Raw genomic sequence first — 17510 nt, 5'->3', positions numbered from 1 at the left:
ACTTCCGAGCAACAGCGGTTACGGACCTGGAACGGCCCTTCGCTGGGGTCGCTAATCCGGGTCCCCACAGGGTGTTTGTGCAGGTAGTCGGGGGGATGTGGCCGTGGGGACCCGGGTGGGGAGTTCTCCCCGGGTCCCCACGTTCCTCCCCCGCTACCTCCCCGTTTCGTCGCTTCCATCCTGGTCACGTTCGGCGAGCGCCTCGGTGACGTCGGTGGCACGAACGACCTTGACGCCGTGGGATTTGACCGGCTCGATGTCGTAGACGGCCAGCGCCGCGGCGAGGTTCTGAAATGTCCAGTCCTCGTACTCGCCGGGGTTCAGCTCGGTGAGCCTTTGCAGCACGATCTGTGTCCGTACGCGCGGCTCACCGCGCATCACTCGGTGGATGTCACCGAGGTGATCAGCTTCCTCGGACTGGTCCTGCGCGTCGGTGCTCTGGCTAGCCGGAACCTGCCCGCCGTGTTCGGCCAGTAGCGCCATGGCTCGGGTGATGACCGGGGTGAGATCGTCGCGCTCTTCGTCGAACGGGATGTAGAACCCGTTGACCAACTCGAACCGGTTCGCCGTCAGCCCTGTGGTGACTGCCGTACCCCGGTCCTCTCCGGGGCGCAGCTCCGTCGCCCGGATACCGGCCCTGTATTTGCCGGAGCCCAGCAGACCGTCGTTGGCGACCTGATCGGCGACCGCGAGTGCGACGCCGTTGGAACAGTTGCGAGTGAGATCCTTCGGGATCGACGCCGCGGTCGGTGATTGGGTAGCGAAGATCAAGGCGATTCCGCATTTGCGGGCCTTCTTGACCACCTTGATCGCCAACGGCCCGGCCTCACCGCCGAACTTGGAGTGCTCGAACATCTCGTGTGCTTCGTCGAACACCACGACCATCGGATGCAGCCCCCTGACACGGGCGGCGAGCGCGCGGGTGACTTTGGCCGCGCCGTGGCGTTCCAGCAGCTTGCCGCGCCGGGTGACCTCTTCCCGTAGCCACCGCAACTCACCCAACCCGGCCTCGATCGCGCCGTCGTCGTCGCCCTTGACGTAGGCCGACAGCCGAGGCTCGAACGGGTCGAAGTCCGGGTTGGAGGCGAACACGTACACCTTCAACTCGACGGTCGGATCGAGTACGCAGCCCAGACAGAGGGTGCGAATCCAGGTGGACTTACCTTGGCCGGGCATGCCACCGATCACGTAGTTGCGTTCCATGATCGGCGCATCCAGCACCTGCCCGCGTTGCGAACGGCCACACGGCACCCCGGCGAACACATCAACCGCACCATCGGCCAACAGCGGCCATGGTCCGGCGCCGTGGCCGAGTTTGCCCTTGTCTGCCACCCACAGATCGAGTTGGCCGGCTTCGGCGCCCTCGGTGGGCCAGGTCTCCAGCTTCGCCCGCCCCAGGTTCGCCGCCAACCGGTCCCGCCGATCCGCGACCATGTCCGCAGTCACTCCCATCGGGAGTCTGACCTGGGCGTATGTTCCGTTTCCGTCGGTCCGGGCGGGGACGGTGTAGACGAGTTCGCCGCTGTTTTTGAAGAACTTGTCCAGCGGCGAGATACCCAGATGCGCCAACGCCTGGGAGATCATCCGTTCATCGATCCACGAATCAGCGTCATCACGATCGGGACGGACCAGCCACCCCGCACCGGGTGTTCTGTCGCGTCCTTCGAACGCCGCGGCCACCACCCAACCCGCGGCCAACGTCGCGGCCACGGTCGGCAGTGTGGCCATAATGATCGTTCCGGTGGTGGCCAAGATCGAGTACAGCCCGGCCAACCACGGCCACATCTCCGCCCGAGTCATCACCGAATCCAGGAACCACAACACCCCCGCGACCACAGCCACCGAGCCCGCCGCGGCTGCGAGCCGTTCAGCGGCCATGACCAGTCGAGCCCACCGCGCGTGAGAATCAGCGCGCAGCATCTCCTGCGCTTTCCGGCGTGCTTCCGCGTCCCCGGACAACCGTGCCGCCCGAACATCGGCTCGCAGATCTCCGTAGGTGAGATAGGTCCAGGCCTTGCCGATCCACCGGCCGTGGCCGCGCAACACGAACCACACCAACCGGACCACGTCACGCGGCGCCTGTCGCAACCGATACGCGACCACCGACCGCACCCGCGCAGCCTGATCGGAGCGCCACGCTTCTCCCACCGCGCGCCGAACCGTCAACATCCCACGGCGCGCTACTTCACCCGGCCCGCGCTTCTCGATCTCCCCGGTCTTGGCGAATCGCGCGGCAACCTCCGCGCTCTCCTCATCGGAGAGCACTTCAGCCTCGAACACGTCATCGTCTGGCAGGTCACGCCCGGTGGGCGCGGCGTCCTCGCCGCGCCCACCGACCGAACCGCCCTGCGGCGGCATACTCATCGCCGACCACCTCGACTCCGAGACGGCCGAACCTGCGTGATTGTCAACGCTTTGACCAGCGTGAATGCCGTCACCAACGCCGGAAACGCGAGCACCACCAGCAGCAGTGTCTTGTTGCCGGGGTGGGTGATCACGAACCACTGGACACCGACGATGACCAGGGCCGTGACGATCACTCGCCCCAATAGTGAGACCGGGCTCGTGCCCACCTGGGCGATCTCAGCCGCCGTCCGGGCACGGTGTGCGCTGATCTTGGCTTTCACGACCAGCCACGACGCGGCCAGCGCGGCGACACCACCGAGGAACAACTCGACGCCGCTCACGACCGTTCTCCTTCCTCGTCGTCTTCGGGCAGCTCGGCGACCTCGTCGCGGCGGCGCGACGCCCACACCTTGTGCAGGGCCAACCGGTCATCGGTGTTGAGTCCGCCCCACACACCGAGGGTCCGTTCACCGGCGATACGCAGTTCGAACTCCAGGCACTCCCCACGGACCGGGCAGCCCGAGCACAACCGGTGCGCCAGCTCCCGATCAGCGTCGGCCTCACACGTCCACTCCGGCGGCTCGCCGAACGTGGTCTCCCACAGACACTTCCCCCGAGCGGTCACCCAGTCGGCAAGCACCTCTGTGGGCACCATGGCCAACTCGTCCAGCCCAGCCGCCATCTCCTCGAAGCTCTTGCGCTGCGCGCTCATCGCTGGCCTCCGTTGGTCAGGCGAGCGACCTCACGAGCGGTCCGACGCTCAGCCGCGATCGCGGCCACGTCGACACAGCCGCCGGACGCGGTAGCCAATTCGGCGAGCTGCTCCACCGCGGCGGCCGGAATGACATAGCGGGAGCGGACCCGAACAGCGGGGAAGGCGTCTTCCCGGATGGCCCGGTAGATCGTCGCCGCGTCGACCCTCAACAGCCGGGCCACCTCCGCGACGGTGTAGAAGTTCGCTCGCCTCTCGGCGGGCCGGTCGATCGACGTGTCGTGCGTAGTCATTTCAGTGAAGTCCATTTCAGAAGAAGTGATTTCAGCGATTGGAGAGCTGATATCAGCTCTCGATGAGTTGGTTCGAGCGCGAATACGCGATTCGGCCCCGGCCGGTCAGGGACTGCCGTTACTGTCGAACGTCAGCAGGCGGAGCGCGGAGAAAGAGGAATGGGTGTCCGAGCAATGGGCGGCGGTCGCGGCGGCAATCGACCAGCGAATGGTCGAGCTGGGCATATTGCAACGCGACTTGGCTGAACGCGCCCACGTGTCCCAGGCCATCGTGCGCGAGTTGCAGCACAACACCGCCCAACGCCGACGCAGCGCCCGCACCCTCGAAGCTCTGTCGACCGCGCTGGGCTGGCACCCCCGCCACCTGCATGCCATCCTGTCCGGCGAGCAGCCCCCAGCCCGTTCCGAGGCCACTCCGCTGGCCGCCGACGAGATCGCCGGCCAGCTCGCCGCGATCCAGTCGCGGCTGCGCTCTATCGAGGATCGACTCGACGAGGTGCACGCCTATCTGGCGAAGGGCGACATCAATGAATGAGCCGTCCCGCCTCGCCGCCCGCATTTCGTTCCGCTCTGCTGTCATGACACAAGGAAACAACTCGGCAGAGTTATTAAATAGTTGGCAGCGGATAACTCAGACGGTGATAACCGGTATTAACCGCGCAGGTCAGAGGCCGTATTGGAGAGGCAGCGATGGTTTACGCGACAAAGCTCCAAGCGACCCGTAAACAGCTCGGCTACTCCGCCGCCGACACCATCGCGCTCCTGGGCGCCAGGGCCGCAAAGCACAGCATTCCGATCATGACCGCGACCAGCCTCAAGACAAAGCTGTCGCGCTGGGAGAACGGCCACGAAGGCGTAGGCCTACCGGAGTACCGGCAGCTATTCCGCGAGATCTACGGGCGCACCAACGCCGAACTCGGCTTCCCCGACGAACACATCGACTCCGAAGCCGAAGAACTCCGCTCCCGCCTGGCCATCGCCCGCACCATCGACACCGCCACAATCGATGTGTTCCGCAGCCAGATCGAGCACACCCGCCGCGTCGACCGCCAGTTCGGCGGCCTCACCCAACTCGAACAGCTCCGCCACCACATCGACCAGGTCACCGCCCTACTCACCAACACCGTTGGTGAGGGCTACCGCGCAGAACTCGCCGGGGTGCTCTGCGAGGCCTCCGCCCTAGCCGGGTGGCTATCGCTGGATCGCAACGCGCACAACCAGGCGTGGCAGCATCACGAACGCGCCAAACACGCGGCTCGTGAAGCCGGATCGACCGCGCTCCTCGCGCACGCCACCGCGCAACAGGCCTACATCCTGATCGACATCGGAGAGACCGCCCTGGCAGCCGAACACATCAGCCACGCCCGCACCCTGGCCGACCGCGAGTCACCGCTAATCCGGGCCTGGCTCGCCGCCGCCCACGGAGAAGTCCTCGCCATCAACGGCGCCGCCGACGGCGCACGCCGTGCGTTCGATGCCGCCAACCAACAGCTACCGGCTGACCCGGTGGACCCGCGTCTACCGTTCCTGTTCCTCGGCGACGGCCACCTACAACGCTGGCACGGCAACGCCCTCGCCAGACTCGGCGACCCCGACGCAATCGAACACCTCGCACACGCACTCGAGCGCATGCCTGCCGACTTCGTCCGCGCTCGCGCCGGTCTGCTTGTGGACCTCGCCTACTCCCACGCCGCCACCGGCAACCGAGACGCCGCCAGCACCTACGCGCGCGACGCCCGCCACCTGGCCATGCAGATCAAGTCGGATCGCCAACTGCACAGGCTCGGTCAGCTCGTACTACCTGGCGCTGCGTGAGGCCAGGTAATACAGCAACGGGACCAACGCCCCGGCACCCAGCAACTCGCCACGCTGCGCCAGCTCAGGCACGCGAGACAACGGCACCCACTCGACCCGGCCAACTTCCTCCGTGTCTGTGGGGTCGCCGATGTGCTGCGCACCGCGCCACAGATACACATCCACCCTAGCCGTGAGCTGCCCCGGCAAGGGCTCGAAACTGATCAGCTCCTCTGGCTCTCCGATCGGCTCCCAGCCGCTTTCCTCGGCAGCCTCCCTGGCGGCGGTCGCAGCCGGCGCCTCGCCCTCCTCAACCAGCCCGCCCAGCAGCTCGTAGCCCCACTGCTCGGTCGGGAACCGATAGCGCCACAGCATGAGCGCCTCATCCTGATCATTGACGATCAGCGCGATGGCGATCCGATCCAGGTGAACCACGTGGTAGTCGAACCGCTCACCATTGGGCGCCTCGACATCCACCAGCCCGAGCTTCACCCACCGATTGTCATAGACCAACCGCTCGCCGAACGTCCGCCACGCACCCCGCTCGTCCACCATCCCCGTACCCTAGAGGCACGAAAATCGTCACGAAACACGCTCCAGACGGAGAACAGCTGCCTGCGCACTCGCCTAGTCGAAGCTCAACGCGTACCCGTGCGTGTACTCCGACGTTAGGCATACATGTGGGCAGCTTGCTGCAAGCTGCCACAACAACTACATATCCGACCGATGCAGGGCGATACAAACCACGGCGACATGCGCTACAGTTGGCGACAGACTGCAATTGAATGATCACAGCCGGGAGCGAAACGTGACACTCGACTTTCATTCGAGAATCGCAGTTAGACATATGGTTAAAATGAAATTGTCAGAGCTTCACGGACCAAGTTTTGAAGAGTTCTTCCAAGACTTAATGTGCCTTAGATATAAAGACTTCGCTGACGTCCGGACCGCAGGGAGTCTAGGAGATTTATCCAGCGACGGGCTTAGCCTGGTCAACCGGAAGTTGTACGCATGCTATGGACCCGAAGTATTCAGCGCATACAAAGTGATTAAGAAGCTTAAAGATGATCTAGCGGGCGCCCTTTCGAAACGAGCCAAGGAGTTCGACGTCTTCGTTTTCGTGCACAGCGAGCTGCGCGGCATGCACCCCATTGTCACTAGCGAGCTCAGTGCAGCCAGGTCTCGCCATCCTCACCTCGCTTTTGAGAATTTTGGAATGCGAAGGTTTCGAGACGAAGCGTGCCAGCTCAGACGTGATCAGGTCGAAGATCTCCTTGGGCATGAAATACCCGTCAACATGGTCTTCAGCGTCTCGCTCGATGAAGTAATACCGCTACTAGAGCACCTGAGTCGCGAACGGCCACATTCCCCTCAGCAGTCAATCGTGCAACCATCAGCCGACAAACTCGACTTCAACGAATTTTGCGCCGACACCAAAGACGAACTGCGAAAAGCGATGGTCCAAACCCGAGAAATAGACCAGTACTACCAACTGCGCGATGACATTACCGAAAGAGACGAAGTAGCGCTGGCATTCCATGCAGAGTACATGTCGATACGAGAGAAAACCGCAGACCCTGAGCAAATTCTGCACAACTTGGAGCAGTACATACTTGGTAATGCTTCCGCATCGTACCCAAAAAGGAGAGCAGCTTCAGCGATACTTGCATACTTTTTTGAAAGTTGCGACATTTTTGAAAACCCGCCTGCAGGATGGTCAATCAGCGGGGCCAGGAGATGATACTCCCCACGAAGGGAATCCCGCCGCAACGTTCGCTTCTAGCCGTCGGTGCACAGGTCCTGTCGATCCTAGATGAACCCTTGACTGTTAGCCAAGCTTGGCTGCGGCTAAAAGCCTGGCGAGATGAACATAGCCATCGATCCACGTTGCCGTTCTGGTGGTTTGCTCTGTCGCTCGACGTCCTCTACGCAATCGGGCTTCTTGAGATGCAAAATGACCTACTAGTCCGGGTGAATCGAAGTGCTTAGAGAGTTAGGATCCGACGACGAGCGATTCAAGACGATCAGCTTCAGAGACGGCCTAAATATTGTAGTGGCCGATAAAGCAATACATTCGACTGAGACAGATACCCGCAACGGCTCGGGGAAATCGAGCATTATAGAACTACTTCACTTCATGCTCGGCGCTCGAGCTGATGGAACCGTATTATCCAAGCCCTCGCTGCGTGAAAATGTCTTCCACCTTCATCTTGACTGGCCTCCAGTAGACGACGGCCTATGGGTCGAAAGGTGCCCTGCTGAGGCTAACAGAATCTCACTTGAGCCAGATATCTCGCAATTAGATCACCTCTTTCCTGCACCAGGCTCCGTCACCTCCACCGAATGGCAGCGACTCCTAGAGCAGCAGCTATTCGGCCTGCGCTCGGGAATCGAGGGAATTAGCGGTCGCGCAATGTTGTCCCTATACATGCGCCGCATAAGCGGTCATGCCTTCAACGATGCAGTCAGAATACACCCGCAGCAGTCTTTGGCGGAAGCCTCGGCGAATGTAGCATACCTCCTAGGTCTCGATTACAGTCTCGCGCTTCGTTACCGAGATCTGGCAGCGCGCGAGTCAGTTCGCCGTAAACTGATAGCAGCTACAAGGGACCCCGTGTGGGGACGCATAGTAGGGCGATCGTCTGAACTACGCGGTCAGATCACTGTAACCGACAAGCGAGTCCAAGACTTGGAGCGACAAGTCTCTTCATTTCAAATCGTCCCCGAATACGAAAGGCTGCAGCAGCAGGCAGACGAGGTTGATCGTCATATTAGAGAACTTAGAATGCAAGACCTAGCTGACCGTCGAAATCTTCAAGATCTAGAGGCCGCTACTGCTGAGTCTGTGGAACCGGACACCGGATACCTATTCGACGTATACGAAGACCTCGGCCTGACGCTAGGATCATCGGTACGACAGCAATTCGAAGATGTGTCCGATTTTCATCGGGCGATAGTACAAAATAGACGCTCTTACCTAGAAGACGAAATCCGTGCCACACGTAGTCGAATAAGTGCCCGTCAGGCCCAGCGAGAATCCTTAGGAGAGGAGCAGGCTCGCCTTCTCCAGACGTTGAGCGATGGCGGCGCGCTTGATGCCCTGACAACTCTACAAGAGCTGCTCTCGCAGGAGCGGGCGTCGCTAAGCGCCCTGCGCTATCGCTACGAGGCGGCGCAGTCGCTAGAAGCCAGTAGGGCTGAGATTGCTGCCGAGCGGAACCAGCTTGAGTCGGAGATGCGTGCCGATATCAGGGAACGTGATCGGCTAGTCACGGAATGTACTCTACTCTTCCTCAAATATGCCGAGCGGCTCTACGGCGATGGCCGTGCTGCATACCTGGAATTTGATCCGACTGCGACTCAACTAAAGATAACACCACACATCGACAGTCAAGAGAGCCGCGGGATCGGCAATATGGTGATCTTCTGCTTTGATCTTACGGTAGCTGTTATCGCACATAGATCTGGACGTGGGCCCGACTTCTTGGTTCATGACAGTCATCTATTTGATGGAGTCGATGAGCGCCAAGTCACGCGCGCCCTCCAGTTGGCTCAGGAAATAAGCGAGAGCGAGCGAATTCAGTACATCGTGACAATGAATTCGGATGATCTCACGAAAGCCATAGATCAGGGCTTCGATGCTGGAAACTCCGTTATTCCGCCTCAGTTGACCGACTGGCATGAAGACGGCGGACTATTTGGCTTCTCATTCCAGTAGGTACTCCAGGAATGCCGCTTCCCGAGAATGTAACGTTCCACTCTCCAGTTCTTTTTGCGCACATCTGACCAGCCCGTGTACTGGCGTTCAATCGAACATTCAGCGGTCGCCGCGTGAGGGACGTAGTCATGTACGATGGCCGATCGGGCGATGCGAGCTTGTCTAGAGCAGATGGATTCAAAATTCCATGGCAGGCTCCGGATGTACACAGCTAGCCCGTTACTCCCAGATTCGAGAGAAGTTGGATTTCCTACCTGGAATTTCGTTTCCAAGTCCGGTCGTACATCGGCGGCCTGAGTCGGCTGCCAAGTTGGCGATCGCCCAGCGCGACTGTTGGTGTGACAGCCCACGATCCCGTGGTGCAGATCGTGGTGCGAACTGCAGCCAGCGGTAGCGAACGTGGCTCGTGGTGCGGGCCAGAGTGAACCATAGTCGCTGGTAGAAGCCGGTGTGTAAGCCCCAGCAAACATTCCTAAACCGTGTGTCGCAGGTTCGAATCCTGCCGAGGGCACCCATCAAGAACCAGCATCTACCAGCCAGGACAGGCCCCTCACCAGCAAGAACTGGGGAGGAGTCTGCTGGTGCGTTGTACGGCTGGATACCGCCGGGAACCGGGTAGTTGGGCCAAATACGGGTCCAGGTCGACCCAACCAGCTGGTCCAGGACGAATGGTCTCCGCCTCTGGCGACGATTGCCGAGACACTGGGTCTGCGCCTCAAACGAAACGCTGTGCCTACCAGCCGTCGGAGGTGGTGGCCCGGATCGCAAACCAACGTCGGTGTGGCTCGCAGCCCGGACCGCCGCCCTCATAGGGAGCGGACAAGATCGAATACCACAGGCGATCCGGGAGCCAGGAGTCAAGACCGTACGGCCAGGGCACCGATGGTCGAGCTGTACACGCTGAGTGCGTGCGTCGGATCGCAGCGGTTCAGATAGTGGTTCAAGGACTGTGAAGCGGCGCTATCGCGCAGAAAGCGACGTGCCGACGCGCAGCCGCCTCGGCAACGAGGACCAGGACCCGGACGGCCCGTCCGGTCAGTCCGACGACCCACGTGAGGTCCGCGACCACCAAGCGTCCGGCCGCCTGCTCCAGCGCTCCCTCCAGCTCCGACCAGAGCTCCCGAGGCCAGCCGGGACCGACCCCACCTGGCACCCGCACAACAAGTGCATCCGGCTCCGTCTCCGGGCCAGGTTCCCCGATGAAGTCCATCCACAGCAGGACGAACGCCGAATCATTGCCCACGCCAGACCCCCGCGTCACCCGCTCGTCAAGAAGAAACTTGATCCGTCGCAACGCGGGGTCCAGGCGTCAGCAAGCCGAAGGTGCGAAGGGTAGCCACTTGCAATACCCCCAGGAGACGCGGGCCAGAAGTGCACGCGATCCCGGCCGGACACGGCAGGTCCGAGTTCGAGCGCCGCACCCGCGGAAACACCCACACGTCAACCTCGACGTGGTTAAGGTCGACCGCCCAGCCTGGGTCCGCCGTGGCCACTAGCCGGCTGTGTCTGGCCGACCGTGAACAGGGGGAGGAAGTGGGCTCGGTGTTGATGACGGGTCCCACCATCGCGAACCGTGGCCGTAGTAGATGTTGCCCGCCCAAGTGTGCGGGTCTTCGTGGTAGGCGATGCTGAGCCCGACGATCCACACCCTCGGCACGTCTCCGCTTTCCCCTGGTACTGACCATTGGCGGTTCACTCTGGCTACTGCCTCATCCCGGGGCACGCCCAGAGTGGTCACCATCTCTTCGACTATCTCCCGACAGAATTCCAGAGCTTTCGCGTCGCCCGCGCACGGGAATTCTCCGCATGAACGGAGCAACGATTCATGAACGAACCACTCTTCGTTGCTGCGTGCCCCATCACTCCAGAACGGAACGTTCAGCTTGGCGATAACCCGCCCTCGTACCTCTTCCTCGGTTAAGCCAAACTCATCGACAAATCGGTCCAGATACACCGATGGCCCCACGGACACGTAGCCGGCAGCCGCCGCGGCCCAGGACCGGTACACGTCCCGCTCGCCGAACCGCCGCCACTCAGCCTCGCCGCCGGACACCACAAAAGACTATCCACCCTCAGGTCAGGTCCCGCGCTACCCTGGCCCGCGGCAACTCCCGCGGCGAGGTCACCTCGCGCTATCCCCTGACACCCAGCATCGATGTCTTGCGTGTCCGTGCTCCGCGCTGAGGTCTGGCGTCACCCGCTCTTCCAACACGCCTGCTGCTTCAACCCCGCAGCCCGGTCGACGATCTGTTTCGCCAACACCTCGCCGGACAATGCCTCTGTCTCGCGTATCCCGGGTCGGGCTCGTGACGTTGATTTCGATCAGTTGTCCGCCGATCACGTCGATCCGGGCGAGCGCCAGGCCGAGTCCCTCGACACACCGTCGAACGCGGTCCGCACAAAACGGCCGATGTCGCCGATCGAGGCTTTGGCCTCCGGGATCAATGCAGCCGCTGCCTGGAAGACATGGAGCTGGCGACCCCAGATCTGAAGTGTGCACGGCACACCGGCCTCGGCCAGCCGCTTGGCCATGATCTCGGAGTCTTCGAACAGCACCTCGGACGAGCTCACGGTCAGCAGCGTCGGCGGTAGTCCTGACAGGTCCGCGTGGATCGGCGACACGGCCGGATCGGACAGATCGAGGTGACCGGCGATCGACTCCACCAGGAACTGCAGAGCCGCCATCGAGCCCGTCGGATCCGCCGCGGCGTTGGCGTGGGAATGCTTGCTGGCTAGGTCCAGGTCCAGGCACCCGGAGATACTGACGAGACACCCTGGGGCTGCCAGTCCTTCCTCGCGGGCCCTCAGCGCGGTCGCAAAGGTCAGGTGGCCTCCGGCGGAATCACCCATGATCACGATGTCGGCGGCGGCGACCCCGTTGTCGATCAACCAGCGGTACGCCGCCACACAGTCCTCGACCTCGGCTTCGAACGGGACGACCGGCACCATCCGGTAGGCGAGGGACAGCGCCGGCATTCTCGCGGCCGCCGAGATGCGCGCGACCAGTGAACGGTGGGTGTTGATGCCGCCGAAGAACCACCCACCACCGTGCAAATAGAGGATCACCCGACTGCGCCCGGTCGCTACACCTGGTCCATGGACCCATTCGCCGCCGAAGTCCCCGAGTGCGACCCGCTCGGTTCGGGTACCACGCGGCGGGCGCATCTTCGCGGCGAGAGTGTCGATCTTCGCGGTTCGCTCCAGGAGGACCGGGCCGAAGGTCTGGTTGCCGAGGTCCGCGAGGTAACGCTTCGCACCCTGCTGAACGAGAGCGGTGAGCGCACGTGACCGCAGGCTCACCGACCGCTGCCGCTCGACCAGCAGGGTTGCGGGTTTCGACATGACGGACCTCCAGGCACGAAATATGCGACAATCTGACACTTGACGTCTAACGTCACTCTAATCACGAGTGGTGTCCGAGATCGATTGGCGGCTTCCTGATGTCCCCGTCCGTTGAGAAGGCCGATGGCTCCCAGGGTGACGCTCCGCTGGCCTGGGCGTCCACCGACGACATGAACGCGTTCGAAGCGGTCATGTGGCGGATCGAGGCCGACCCGATGCAGCGTGCGTCGGCGATGGCCATCGAGGAGCTGGACACCACGCCGGACTGGGACCGCTTCGTCGCCGCCCACGAGTGGGCGACACGGATGGCGCCCCGTTTCCGGCAACGTGTCGTCGAAGGGCCGCTCGGGGTCGGCGCGCCCCGCTGGACCACCGATCCGGAGTTCGATGTCCGCTATCACGTGCGCCGGATCCGGCTGCCCGAAGGCAGCGGCTGGACACAGCTGCTCGACGCCGCGGCACAGATCGGTATGACGCCGCTCGACCGCTCCCGTTCGCCGTGGCAGGTCGTGCTGTTCGAGGGTCTGCCGGACGGTCGGGCCGGGTACATGCTCAAGCTGCACCACTCGACCACCGACGGGCACGGGTTCATGCAGCTGCTCGGCCAGCTGCACTCCCGCACCCGTGAACCCGGCACCAAGCCCCAGCCCGCCTACGCCGCCGCCGAGCCGATCACGCCGGTGGACGCCTTGCTGCACCAGGTCCGGGCCGACGCGCAGGAGCTGCCCAGGGCCACCTGGGCGCTGGGGTCACGGCTGTTCCGCGCGGCCGCGTCGCCGACGCGTTCGGTGCGGGATGCGGTCGAGTACGGCGCTTCGTTGAAGCGTGTGCTGTCACCGCCTGACTGTGTGGGTTCCCCGCTGTTGGCCGAACGGAGTCTCAACTGGCGGTTCGCCGTGCTGGAGATGTCGTTCGCCGACCTCAAGGCAGCGGGTAAGGCTGCTGGGGGCTCGCTGAACGACGCCTTCATGGCGGGTCTGCTCGGCGGTTTCCGCCTGTATCACGAGGCCATGGGGGTACCGGTCGTCGACGCGATACCCACGGCCATCCCGGTGTCGATCCGCACGAGTGACGACGCGCAGGGCGGCAACCACATCGCGTCCGCGCGGTTCGCCGGCCCGGTTGCGATGGCCGATCCCACCGACCGGATCCAGCGGATCAGGCAGCTCGTCGGCGCTGCCCGCACCGAGCCCGCCGTGGACGTCATCGGGCTTGCGTCACCGCTTCTGGCCCGGCTGCCCGGCTCGGTGATCGCGCAGCTCGCCGGTCCGATGACCAAGGGGAACGACCTGCAGGCCAGCAACGTGCCTGGGCTCGGTGAGGAGCTCTACCTGGCCGGGGCGAAGATCGAGCGCATGTACGGCTTCGGCCCGCTGCCGGGCTGCGCGTCCATGATCACTCTGATCACGCACGGCCGGACGGCTTGCGTGGGGATCAACATGGACGCGGCGGCGTTCACCGAGCCCGACACGTTCGTCAGCTGTGTGCGGGACGGATTCGCCGAGGTGCTCGCCCTCCATCCGGGCGCCGCGACACCCACGGTGCGGGCCTGATCAGACGGGTTGCAGGTCCGAGACCAGCCAGCGGCCGTCCTGGTGGACCATGGTCACTCTCAGTCTCGTGTTCACCAGCTGAGGGTCCGGGGTGGCGGCCGAGCGCGTGGTCTGGTTGACGAACATGACAACCGTGACCTCGTCGGTTCCCTGGTTGTCCGCGATGCCGGCGGTTCCGACACTCGCCCTGGTGAGCAGCTGGGTGCGGGTCGCGGCCGGTGCGATGACCGTGGTCAGCAGACCGGTGTAGTCGCCGGAGAACCTGCCGGCGACGAGGCTCTGCCGCTCGGCCAGGTCGCGGGGCAGCGAGCGGTAGTCGTAGGACAGCAGCTCGGTGACCGACCGCTGAGCGGCGGTCAGCGCCTGCCCACGCGCGAGCTCCACCTGGCTCCGATGGGCGGTGAGCAGGCTGAACCCGATGGCGGCACAGACGAACACCGCCGTCGCGGCGCTCAGTGCGGCCAGGGTTCTCCTCGGGTGCCCCACCGCGCTCGCCCGGATCCGGGACACCAGGTCACGGACCTTCACCAGGGCGCTCACGGGATGAAGTCCACTCGGGACACCAGCCAGTCGCCGTCCTGGTACTTCAGTTTCTCGATCATCCGGTACGACCGGTCCTGTCCCGTCGGGTTGTCCTTGTTCGTGACGGTGGCGCGCAGCGCGACGAGCACGTCGGCGGTGTCGCCGGCGAAGTCCTTCACCGCGGCGCCGACGACCGTGCCCTTGGAGACGACCTCACCCGCCTTGAGTACCCCGATGAAGGAGTCGGCGTTCGTCCGGAACACGTCGGCGAACTCTCCCGTCGAGTTGCCCAGCACGCGGTCGACGTCGGGTTGCGCGGTGTGGAAGTCGACGGTGGTGAGGTCGGTCGCGGCCTGCTGCGCGGCGGCCAGCGCCTCGGCCCTTCCGGAGTCGGCCGCCCGCCCGCTGTTCCAGCGCAGGCCGGTCACCACCGCCGCGGCGAAGGCGACCAGCGTCAACACGCTCAGAGCGAGGACGAGCAGCGTCCACCCCCGACCAGGTGTGGCCACAGGAGTGTCCCTGGCGGCCGCTTCGAGGGTCGCCGTCATTTCGGGATTCCGTTCGTCATGAGGCTCTGCCACGTCATGTCCTGGGGTTTCGGCGCGGGTTCACCGGTGCCGCCGAAGGCCGCCATCGGGTCGTCGACCGCCATCATGGACAGGTCCTCCTTGCCCTTGGCCTTCGCACCCGTTGGCGGGGACAACGGGGCGCCGCCGATCGGCGCGGTGCTGCCGCCGGGCACGTTGACCCTGCGCGGCTGGTCGGTGGTGTATCCCTTGCCTCGGCACTGGTAGATCGTCGCGGCGCGTCTGCCGGGAGGCGATCCCGGTTCGAAGCACTGCAGGTAGCGCGCGCTGCGGGCGAGTGTCGGGTCGCCCTGTGGGAGCTTGCAGTAGGTGTCGGACGGCAGTGGTTCGTCGGTGAGCTGGTTCGCCTCGCGGATGCCGCCCGGCTGGCCGGGTGGCACCCAGCCGATGTGACAGCCGGGGCGGTTGGTCGAGGTCTGCAGGTTGAACCGCAGGACGCCCGGTTGGTCGGGCGGAACGACCATCTCGTCGGCGGCGACCCACATCGGGTACAGGACGAGTACCTGTTCGATGGGTGCGTGGTAGGCCTTCGCCAGCTTGGCCAGCACGTTGCCCGAGCTGAGCAGGGTCGGTGCGCTGGAGTTCAGGTCGTCGACGAAGTCCCCGACGTTCCGGGCCGCGGACGGCACGTTGCGCAGCACGTCGCGGAACGACTCGTCGCTGTCGCGCAGCTGGTCGGAGAACGACGCCAGGTCCTTCGTCCACGAGCGGATGGCTGGGCTGCTGGCGGTCTGGCTGTCCAGGAACCTGGGTGCCTGGTCGATCAGCTGGTGCGTCGCGTCGTAGTTCTTGTCCGCGAGCGCGACGAGCGAGTCGGTGTGGTCGATGACCCTGCCCAGGTCCGGTCCCAGGTCGTGGAAGGCGTTCGACCCTTCGTCGAGGACCGTCGTCAGGTCCTTCTGTTTGAGTGAGGTGAGCAGGTTCTGGCTGTTCTGCAGGACGTCGGCGACCGGGACCGGGACGCTGCCGCGTGACATCGGGATCATCGCGCCGTCACGCATCGGCTGGTCGGGACCGTCGCCGGGCACGAAGTCCAGGTACTGCTCGCCGATCGCCGAGACGCTGTGCACCTCCGCGCGGCTGTTGGCAGGCGGCGCGTGCCTGGAGTCGATGGACATGCGTGCCCGGACCCCGTCGGGGATCAGGTCGATGTTCTTGACCTTGCCGATGGTGTAGCCGCGGTAGGTCACGTTGGCGTTCGGGTAGAGCCCGCCGGTCTTGGGCAGGTCCACCGACACCGACATCTGCTGGTAGCCCAGCAGCATCGGGACGCGGGCGTAGACGAACACGATCAGCAGCGCCGCGATGAGCGTCAGGATCGAGAAGATGATCAGCTGGAGCTTGACGGTACGCGCGATCATCAGTTGTTACCTCCGCCCGGGAGCAGCCCGTTGCCCAGACCTTCCTTGGGCAGCGGCAGCGGCCCGCTGTCCTTGCTGGGCGGAGGCGGCGCCTTCTTCGTCTCCTTCGGCGAGGTGTAGCCGTTGTCGGCCATCGCGCTGCCGTCCTTCTGCTGGCCGTCGGCCGGGCCGGGTGGGCGCAGCGGGGAGAGCAGCGGGCTGCCCGGTCCGGTGGGGCCGCCGCCGATCGCGCGGGCGAGCTCCTGTTGCGCCCTGCCCAGCGAACCGGCGGCAGGGGTGCCGGTCAGGAAGTTCCGGTCGAGCGTGGGCAGGGTCAGGTCCAGGTTGAGCCAGAAGTTGATGTAGTCGCCCCGGAAGAAGTACGGGAACGACTTGATCGGGAAGACCAGCGAACCGAGCAGGTACAGCGACTGGGTGAGGCTGTCGCCCGCATCGGCGAGGCCCTTCAACGCCGGGCGCAGATCGTCCAGGTTCGCGGCGAGGTTGTCGTCGCTCTCCCTGAACACCCGGTCGGCCTGGTCGCCGAACTGGCCGAGCGCGACGAGTGTGTCGACCAGGTTCTTCCGTTCCTTCTGGAGTGTGTCCAGCGCCGGCGGGAACGCGACCAGCGCGTCGTTCAGTGTCTTGTCCTGAGCGGCGAGCCCCGCGCTCATCCGGTCGAGTCCGTCGATCGCGCGGACGATGTCGGCCTTCTGTGCGTCCAGTCCGGCGGCGAACGTGTTGAGCTGGGTCAGCAGCGACCGATACTGCGGCGTGCGGCCGGACATCGCCCGGTTCAGCTCGGTCGAGATGGTCCTGACCTGCTGCAATCCGCCGCCGTTGAGCATCGCGGCGACCGCGGCGAGGGTGTCCTCGGTCTCCGGGTAGCGGCCGGTCTGTGCCAGCGGCACGGTGTAACCGGCCGGGATCGGCGCGCCTTTGGCCGGGCCGGTCGGCTCGTCCAGCTCGATGTACTTCGCACCCAGCAGGCTCGCCTGTCCGACCCGCGCCACGACGTCACGCGGCAGCGAGACGTCGCGGTTGAGGCTGACCGTGACAACCGCGTGCCACCCGTCGAGGTCGATGTGACGGATGTTGCCGACCTCGATGTCGTGTAGCCGCACCGGGTTGTTCGGCACCAGGTTGCCCACGTTCGGCATCTGGAGCTTCACCTCGTAGGCACCGTCGCCCCGGCCCTGGGTCCCGGGCAGCGCCAGCGAGTTGAGCGCGTACCGGTCGCAACCGGTGAGCAGCAGAACCAGCAGAACCAGCAGGGGAGCGAGAACTCGCCTGGTCATCGCGC

19 protein-coding genes are annotated in these 17510 nt (G+C 64.3%); 6 read left to right on the top strand and 13 right to left on the bottom strand.

Annotated elements, in window-relative coordinates:
- Window positions 1–153: 153 nt before the first annotated feature.
- From G406_RS46110 to G406_RS0110765, 4 genes are read right to left on the bottom strand one after another with little or no spacing between them, the layout of a single operon-like run.
- Window positions 154–2364 (bottom strand): hypothetical protein, encoded by a 2211-nt coding sequence (locus tag G406_RS46110; RefSeq protein ID WP_156934775.1) that lies wholly within the window; start codon window positions 2362–2364, stop codon window positions 154–156.
- On the bottom strand, window positions 2361–2687 hold the full coding sequence (locus G406_RS0110775) for a hypothetical protein (RefSeq protein WP_028933836.1): 327 nt from the start codon (window positions 2685–2687) through the stop codon (window positions 2361–2363). Before G406_RS0110775 ends, G406_RS46110 begins: the two co-directional genes overlap by 4 nt.
- A complete protein-coding gene (locus G406_RS46105; protein ID WP_051341931.1) occupies window positions 2684–3058 on the bottom strand; it encodes a WhiB family transcriptional regulator in 375 nt (124 codons plus the stop codon). The genes G406_RS0110775 and G406_RS46105 overlap by 4 nt, the downstream gene beginning before the upstream one ends.
- Window positions 3055–3351, bottom strand: a complete 297-nt coding sequence (locus G406_RS0110765; protein WP_051341930.1) for a helix-turn-helix domain-containing protein — start codon at window positions 3349–3351, stop codon at window positions 3055–3057. The genes G406_RS46105 and G406_RS0110765 overlap by 4 nt, the downstream gene beginning before the upstream one ends.
- 163 nt (window positions 3352–3514) lie before the next feature.
- Here G406_RS0110765 and G406_RS0110760 point away from each other — a divergent pair, with 163 nt between their 5' ends.
- Both G406_RS0110760 and G406_RS0110755 read left to right on the top strand, forming a co-directional pair.
- Window positions 3515–3886 carry a hypothetical protein gene (locus tag G406_RS0110760; RefSeq protein ID WP_028933834.1) on the top strand — a complete coding sequence of 124 codons (372 nt, stop codon included), beginning with the start codon at window positions 3515–3517 and terminating at the stop codon, window positions 3884–3886.
- Between the two features lie 155 nt (window positions 3887–4041).
- Window positions 4042–5166: an NsdA family TPR-like regulatory protein gene (locus G406_RS0110755; protein WP_037075970.1), complete on the top strand. Its 1125-nt coding sequence runs from the start codon at window positions 4042–4044 to the stop codon at window positions 5164–5166.
- Here the strand turns inward: G406_RS0110755 and G406_RS0110750 are convergent.
- Entirely contained in the window at window positions 5149–5700 is a 552-nt protein-coding gene (locus G406_RS0110750) for an NUDIX domain-containing protein (protein ID WP_028933832.1), read from the bottom strand. The two genes, G406_RS0110755 and G406_RS0110750, sit on opposite strands and share 18 nt — an antisense overlap.
- Window positions 5701–5953: 253 nt before the next feature.
- Here G406_RS0110750 and G406_RS56700 point away from each other — a divergent pair, with 253 nt between their 5' ends.
- The 3 genes from G406_RS56700 (at window position 5954) to G406_RS59520 (ending at window position 8863) form a co-directional block, all read left to right on the top strand.
- The gene (locus G406_RS56700) at window positions 5954–6886 is read left to right on the top strand and encodes an ABC-three component system protein (protein WP_156934774.1); all 933 of its coding nucleotides are present in this window, start codon (window positions 5954–5956) and stop codon (window positions 6884–6886) included.
- Entirely contained in the window at window positions 6859–7134 is a 276-nt protein-coding gene (locus G406_RS59685; RefSeq protein WP_425414580.1) for an ABC-three component system middle component 6, read from the top strand. The genes G406_RS56700 and G406_RS59685 overlap by 28 nt, the downstream gene beginning before the upstream one ends.
- A 148-nt stretch (window positions 7135–7282) precedes the next feature.
- Window positions 7283–8863 carry an ABC-three component system protein gene (locus tag G406_RS59520; protein ID WP_342666210.1) on the top strand — a complete coding sequence of 527 codons (1581 nt, stop codon included), beginning with the start codon at window positions 7283–7285 and terminating at the stop codon, window positions 8861–8863.
- A gap of 940 nt (window positions 8864–9803) precedes the next feature.
- On the opposite strand, the gene G406_RS0110730 is transcribed toward G406_RS59520, so the two are convergent.
- The 4 genes from G406_RS0110730 to G406_RS0110725 all read right to left on the bottom strand — a co-directional run bounded on the left by G406_RS0110730 (window position 9804) and on the right by G406_RS0110725 (window position 12205).
- Window positions 9804–10106, bottom strand: a complete 303-nt coding sequence (locus G406_RS0110730) for a hypothetical protein (RefSeq protein WP_028933829.1) — start codon at window positions 10104–10106, stop codon at window positions 9804–9806.
- Between the two features lie 249 nt (window positions 10107–10355).
- Complete coding sequence (locus G406_RS56695; RefSeq protein WP_156934773.1) at window positions 10356–10916, bottom strand: hypothetical protein; 561 nt, start codon at window positions 10914–10916, stop codon at window positions 10356–10358.
- Between the two features lie 69 nt (window positions 10917–10985).
- Window positions 10986–11309 (bottom strand): ATP-grasp domain-containing protein, encoded by a 324-nt coding sequence (locus G406_RS59680; RefSeq protein WP_425414581.1) that lies wholly within the window; start codon window positions 11307–11309, stop codon window positions 10986–10988.
- Complete coding sequence (locus G406_RS0110725; RefSeq protein WP_028933828.1) at window positions 11201–12205, bottom strand: alpha/beta hydrolase; 1005 nt, start codon at window positions 12203–12205, stop codon at window positions 11201–11203. Before G406_RS0110725 ends, G406_RS59680 begins: the two co-directional genes overlap by 109 nt.
- Window positions 12206–12303: 98 nt before the next feature.
- Between G406_RS0110725 and G406_RS0110720 the strand changes: the two genes are divergently transcribed.
- Window positions 12304–13758, top strand: a complete 1455-nt coding sequence (locus G406_RS0110720) for a wax ester/triacylglycerol synthase domain-containing protein (RefSeq protein ID WP_051341929.1) — start codon at window positions 12304–12306, stop codon at window positions 13756–13758.
- Here G406_RS0110720 and G406_RS46095 read toward each other — a convergent pair whose 3' ends face one another.
- The 4 genes from G406_RS46095 to G406_RS46080 are packed head-to-tail and all read right to left on the bottom strand — an operon-like array spanning window position 13759 to window position 17505.
- A complete protein-coding gene (locus tag G406_RS46095; RefSeq protein WP_051341928.1) occupies window positions 13759–14298 on the bottom strand; it encodes a hypothetical protein in 540 nt (179 codons plus the stop codon). It lies immediately after the preceding gene.
- Window positions 14295–14828, bottom strand: a complete 534-nt coding sequence (locus G406_RS46090; RefSeq protein WP_051341927.1) for a hypothetical protein — start codon at window positions 14826–14828, stop codon at window positions 14295–14297. The genes G406_RS46095 and G406_RS46090 overlap by 4 nt, the downstream gene beginning before the upstream one ends.
- Window positions 14825–16228, bottom strand: coding sequence for an MCE family protein (locus G406_RS46085; RefSeq protein WP_051341926.1), 1404 nt, complete (start codon window positions 16226–16228; stop codon window positions 14825–14827). The genes G406_RS46090 and G406_RS46085 overlap by 4 nt, the downstream gene beginning before the upstream one ends.
- On the bottom strand, window positions 16228–17505 hold the full coding sequence (locus G406_RS46080; RefSeq protein WP_245607075.1) for an MCE family protein: 1278 nt from the start codon (window positions 17503–17505) through the stop codon (window positions 16228–16230). Before G406_RS46080 ends, G406_RS46085 begins: the two co-directional genes overlap by 1 nt.
- Window positions 17506–17510 lie beyond the last annotated feature (5 nt).

Source organism: Actinospineispora spinosispora DSM 44797 (genome assembly GCF_000429025.1).
Classification (GTDB): Bacteria; Actinomycetota; Actinomycetes; order Mycobacteriales; family Pseudonocardiaceae; genus Pseudonocardia; species Pseudonocardia spinosispora.
Note: the sequence above shows the minus strand (reverse complement) of the source record. Positions and strands in the feature narration are given on the sequence as shown.

Bases quoted from the DNA above. Each gene is read 5' to 3' on its own strand.
- G406_RS0110725 (WP_028933828.1), bottom strand. From the start codon at position 12,205: ATGTCGAAACCCGCAACCCTGCTGGTCGAGCGGCAGCGGTCGGTGAGC.
- G406_RS59520 (WP_342666210.1), top strand. From the start codon at position 7,283: ATGCTCGGCGCTCGAGCTGATGGAACCGTATTATCCAAGCCCTCGCTG.
- G406_RS0110755 (WP_037075970.1), top strand. From the start codon at position 4,042: ATGGTTTACGCGACAAAGCTCCAAGCGACCCGTAAACAGCTCGGCTAC.
- G406_RS0110750 (WP_028933832.1), bottom strand. From the start codon at position 5,700: ATGGTGGACGAGCGGGGTGCGTGGCGGACGTTCGGCGAGCGGTTGGTC.
- G406_RS46090 (WP_051341927.1), bottom strand. From the start codon at position 14,828: ATGACGGCGACCCTCGAAGCGGCCGCCAGGGACACTCCTGTGGCCACA.
- G406_RS0110765 (WP_051341930.1), bottom strand. From the start codon at position 3,351: ATGACTACGCACGACACGTCGATCGACCGGCCCGCCGAGAGGCGAGCG.
- G406_RS46080 (WP_245607075.1), bottom strand. From the start codon at position 17,505: ATGACCAGGCGAGTTCTCGCTCCCCTGCTGGTTCTGCTGGTTCTGCTG.
- G406_RS46110 (WP_156934775.1), bottom strand. From the start codon at position 2,364: ATGAGTATGCCGCCGCAGGGCGGTTCGGTCGGTGGGCGCGGCGAGGAC.
- G406_RS46105 (WP_051341931.1), bottom strand. From the start codon at position 3,058: ATGAGCGCGCAGCGCAAGAGCTTCGAGGAGATGGCGGCTGGGCTGGAC.
- G406_RS46085 (WP_051341926.1), bottom strand. From the start codon at position 16,228: ATGATCGCGCGTACCGTCAAGCTCCAGCTGATCATCTTCTCGATCCTG.
- G406_RS0110720 (WP_051341929.1), top strand. From the start codon at position 12,304: ATGTCCCCGTCCGTTGAGAAGGCCGATGGCTCCCAGGGTGACGCTCCG.
- G406_RS59685 (WP_425414580.1), top strand. From the start codon at position 6,859: ATGGTCAATCAGCGGGGCCAGGAGATGATACTCCCCACGAAGGGAATC.